This is a genomic window from Faecalibacillus sp., assembly GCF_047023275.1.
GTDB lineage: Bacteria > Bacillota_I > Bacilli_A > Erysipelotrichales > Coprobacillaceae > Faecalibacillus.
In genome coordinates this window covers 1-4,700 of record NZ_JBKYAR010000004.1, presented here as the reverse complement: position 1 = coordinate 4,700, position 4,700 = coordinate 1, and the positions used below count along the sequence as shown (strand labels likewise).

The 4,700-nt window shown below is 29.0% G+C and carries 5 protein-coding genes; 4 read left to right on the top strand and 1 reads right to left on the bottom strand.

All coding sequences use genetic code 11. The annotated features are described in order from the left end of the window. A partial coding sequence (locus ACLVEP_RS02195) for a CobW family GTP-binding protein (protein WP_412582528.1) occupies positions 1-673 on the bottom strand: 673 nt, incomplete at its 3' end. A gap of 94 nt (positions 674-767) precedes the next feature. Between ACLVEP_RS02195 and rlmD the strand changes: the two genes are divergently transcribed. The 4 genes from rlmD (at position 768) to galU (ending at position 4,461) form a co-directional block, all read left to right on the top strand. Continuing rightward, positions 768-1,904 carry a 23S rRNA (uracil(1939)-C(5))-methyltransferase RlmD gene (gene rlmD, locus ACLVEP_RS02190; protein WP_412582526.1) on the top strand — a complete coding sequence of 379 codons (1,137 nt, stop codon included), beginning with the start codon at positions 768-770 and terminating at the stop codon, positions 1,902-1,904. Between the two features lie 5 nt (positions 1,905-1,909). Further along, positions 1,910-2,098, top strand: coding sequence for a hypothetical protein (locus ACLVEP_RS02185; protein WP_412582524.1), 189 nt, complete (start codon positions 1,910-1,912; stop codon positions 2,096-2,098). Between the two features lie 183 nt (positions 2,099-2,281). Continuing rightward, positions 2,282-2,698 carry an Imm70 family immunity protein gene (locus tag ACLVEP_RS02180; RefSeq protein ID WP_320096960.1) on the top strand — a complete coding sequence of 139 codons (417 nt, stop codon included), beginning with the start codon at positions 2,282-2,284 and terminating at the stop codon, positions 2,696-2,698. 863 nt (positions 2,699-3,561) lie between these two features. Next, entirely contained in the window at positions 3,562-4,461 is a 900-nt protein-coding gene (galU, locus tag ACLVEP_RS02175; RefSeq protein ID WP_318000328.1) for a UTP--glucose-1-phosphate uridylyltransferase GalU, read from the top strand. Positions 4,462-4,700: the final 239 nt, after the last annotated feature.

Sequence of the window (4,700 nt, the reverse complement as noted above, 5' to 3'; positions counted from 1 at the left end):
CATGGTCATGATCGTGTTCATGGTGATCATGTCCGCAACATTCATGGTCATGGTCGTGTTCATGTAATAATTCTTCTTGAATATTTACTTCACAAGCGTTGATGATATCTAAACCATTTAATTTGTCCCAAGCAGTTGTAATAATTGGGGTATGATCATTTAAACATTTTAAGATGTCTAAACATTCTTGTAATTGAAATTCAGTAACATCTTGGCTACGACTTAATACAATTAATGAGGCATGTTCAACTTGGTTATTATAGAATTCACCAAAGTTTTTAGTATACATACGACATTTTTTAGCATCTACAACTGTAATAAAATTATCTAATTCCATTTCATCACTATTGATTGTAGAAACTGCTTTAATAACATCGGATAATTTACCAACACCAGAAGGTTCGATAATAACACGATCAGGATGATAAGTATCTAAAACTTCTTTTAATGATGTTTCGAAATCTCCTACTAAACTACAACAAATACATCCAGAGTTCATTTCGTTGATTGTAACACCAGAATCTTTTAAGAATGTTCCATCAATTCCAATTTCTCCAAATTCATTTTCTATTAATACGATTTTTTCATTTTGATATGCTTCAGCAATTAATTTTTTAATTAATGTTGTTTTTCCAGCACCTAAAAAGCCAGAAATAATATCTATTTTACTCATATATTTCACCTCCGCTAGATTATAACACTCATAAATCATTTCATCAAATGATAATACCTATGTTATAATAATTGACAAGTAAAGGGTGATAAAAATGAAATGTCCAATTATAAAGAAATGTGGAGGATGCTTTTATCCACAAGATCAATATCAAAATGAATTAAAAGAAAAGACATTATTTATAGAAAAAGAAATAAAGAAAGCAAAACTAAAGATTGATGTAAAATCAACAATGGCTTCGCCATTAGCTAATGGGTATCGAAATAAAGCAATTGTGGCTTTTAATCAAAAATATGAATATGGTCTTTATGAAGAACATAGTCAAGATATTATTCCATATAAACATTGTTTATTACATGAAGATATTATGGATGAAATCTTGCAATATATACAAAGCTATTTAAGAAAATTTCATGTTTCTATTTATGATCGTAAAAGAAATAAAGGATTATTAAGACATGTTTTAATTCGACGTGCAGTTAAAACAGATCAAACAATGGTCGTTTTAGTATGTAATGAAAATATATGGCGTGGTTCTAAACAATTTTGTAGTCAATTGGTCAAAAAATTTCCGAGTATTAAAACGATTGTTTTAAATGTCAATACAAGAAAAACACCAATTGTTTTAGGTAATGAAGATAAGGTTCTTTATGGGAAAGGATTTATTGTTGATGAATTATGTGGCTTGAAATTTAAAATTTCACCACAATCTTTTTATCAAATTAATCATGATCAATGTGTTAACCTTTATACTAAAGCATTATCTTTATTAAATATAAAAGGGGATGAAGCTGCAATTGATGCGTATTGTGGTATTGGAACAATAGGAATGATCTTATCTCAAAATGTAAAACAAGTCATTGGGGTGGAAAGTAATAGAGATGCTATTAAGGATGCTAAAAATAATGCTAAGATGAATCATCTTTCTAATATTCAGTTTGTATGTGATGATGCAACTGAATTTATGAAATCTTTAGCTAAAGAAAAATATAAAGTGGATGTTGTTATTATGGATCCACCTAGAAGTGGTTCTACAAAACAATTTATGGATTCTGTTAAAATATTAAATCCTAAACAAGTTGTTTATATTTCATGTGATCCAACAACACAAATAAGAGATATTCAATATTTTAAAAAGATAGGATATCATACAGATACAATGTATCTATATGATATGTTCCCTCATACTAAGCATGTAGAAAGTATTGTCTTGTTATCAAAAAATAAATAAGAAAATTGAAGGGAATAAAGAAATGGGAGACTGCTATAAATATTTTTGAAGACAGAATATTATGGAATGGTCGTTATTTTAAGTCAATTGATATTTTATTAGATAATAATGATCTTGATACAACAGGTTTTGCTATTATGGCAATCAATTGTTTGCTTGTAGAAACTTTATATCAATTTAAAGAAGTAGCTTAAAAGGAAACATAAATAAACAGTATAATCAACGATTAGATAATTTGCCAGAGGACACATTGCAAACGGTTATAATAGATATAAGAGGACAAGATGTACCTAATAAAACTATAAAGCAAATGGCAGATGATTTGCAAACAGCAAATCCATTGTTAGATGTACGCTTTAAGAAGTAAGGAGGATAAGATGGCGGTAGGATTTAAAGTAGACTATTATTGGTATCAAGTTGGAACTAGTGATTTTTTGCATGCTTTTTTTTCAACAATATGTATTAGACTGGAAAATGGAAAGTGGGGGAGTGTTTATCCTAAATTGATGAAAGAACTATATCAAGGTCGTTTAAAAAATCAAGATATAAACGAAGGAATGGAAGAATTAGGTAGAATAAAAAAAGAACTGAAAAAATTTCCTCCATCTTATGTAGTATGGGATGCAGAAGATTTAAAATTGACACCTCCATGGGGAAATAATATCAGTTCAGATATTACTGATTTGTCTAATTATTTTGTTACTAATGATGGAAGAGATCTGATTTCAGTTTTAAATGAGGCAATGGAAGATGCAAAGGAAATACACTCAGATATTGAAATTGATAAGTTATAATTTTCATAATACTGTAAGAGAAAAATAAAACATTTAAAAGCTAAAATTAGATAATGCTAACTTTGGCTTTTAAATGAGATGAGGTGGTAAATATTGAAAGAAGATCAAGTAATAGAAAAGCTAATTAAGGAAAAAAGTATTAGATGATAAGCGCATATATGTTTATGCATCGGTCAAAGGAGGAATTGGAGGCGTCATAGGAACAATAAATGGGCTAGTTCTTCTAAGCGTGTACAAGGATGTATTGTATATTCAGAAAGCTAATATCGATAATTCTTATGGTGAACAACTGGCAAAGATTCATATTCCTGATATGAAAAATATCCGAGGAAAGGCAGGATTGTTTGGTGGAAAGTTTTCTTTTAATTATGACGGGAAAGAATATAAATTTAAACTGCCAGCAAAAGCTGAAAAATTTGTGGATTTTTTCGTAAAGTAAAAGTGCGAGGATGACAGGATGAAGAGATTACAAAAATATATAGTGATTTTCGGAACAGCAATGTTATGCGTTAGTTTTAGTACTTGTTCCAAGCAATTAGATTTCGATGCCAAATCCTACGTCCAATCTTCTCTTGATGCAGAGTATCATGGAACATACGCAGATTATGTGAATCTGATGGAAATCTCAGAAGAGGATACGAAGAAACAGATAGTGCATATAGTAGAGAAAGTACGAATATTAGATTGAATTTTATTAAAAAAATGAATTATATATGTGAACATGAAGATGTAAATGAAAACATATAAAAAGATAACTATATTATTTTTTGAATTTTTAGAAGAAATAGTTTAATAACTTGATAAAAATTGAAAAGATGGTATGGTTAAAATGAAATATTTTCTATAAAAGGAAGGATAGAAAAATGAATAAAAAAGTAAGAAAAGCTATTATCCCAGCAGCAGGACTAGGAACAAGATTTTTACCCGCTACAAAAGCAATTGCTAAAGAAATGTTACCAATTGTAGATATTCCTACAATTCAATATATTATTCAAGAAGCAGTAGATAGTGGAATTGAAGAAATTCTTATTATTACTAATAGTAATAAGCATGCCATGGAAAATCATTTTGATAAAAATTATGAATTAGAAGAAAGGTTAAAAGAATCTGGAAAATTAGAACAAGTAAAAATGATACAAGATATTGCAAATATGGCTAATATTTATTATATAAGACAAAAAGAACCAAAAGGATTAGGACATGCAGTATTATGTGCTAAGTCATTTATTGGAGATGAACCATTTGCAGTTTTATTAGGAGATGATGTGGTTGTTAATAAAGAAGGTAAACCAGCTTTAAAACAATTAATTGAACAGTATCAAAAAACATCAGCTTCAGTTGTGGGTGTTCAAACAGTTGCTAAAAAAGATGTGAGTAAATATGGAATTGTAGAACCATCAAAATCACATCCAGCTAAAGGTAGATTAGTAAAATTAACAGATATGGTAGAAAAACCATCACAAGAAGAAGCACCAAGTCAATTAGCAGTATTAGGTAGATATGTATTAACTCCTGAAATTTTTGAATTATTAGAAACACAAGGAAAAGGTGCAGGAGGAGAAATTCAATTAACTGATGCAATTAAAAGATTATTAGATAGACAAGCAGTGTATGCATATGATTTTGAAGGGAAAAGATATGATGTAGGGGATAAATTTGGATTTATCAAAGCAACAATTGATTTTTCGTTAGATAGAGAAGATTTGCACGATCAAGTAAATGAGTATATTCATTTACTAGTAGAAAAAGATAAAAAACAGTAAAAGCAGAAAAATCTGCTTTTTTTTGCATATAAATCTAAGCCATAAGGCTTAGATTTATTGTATATGAGGCAAAAAAAGAAAAAAGTCCAAAAAACATTTGATAAAAAAACGTCGATGAAAAGGGAGAAAAAGGAGAAAAGAGAGAAAAAAGGAAAAAAAGATAGAGAAAAAGCTTTACAAAATTAAGAAGAGATGGTAATATAAATGGGCACTCGACGAGAGAGACGAGTGAGAGGACA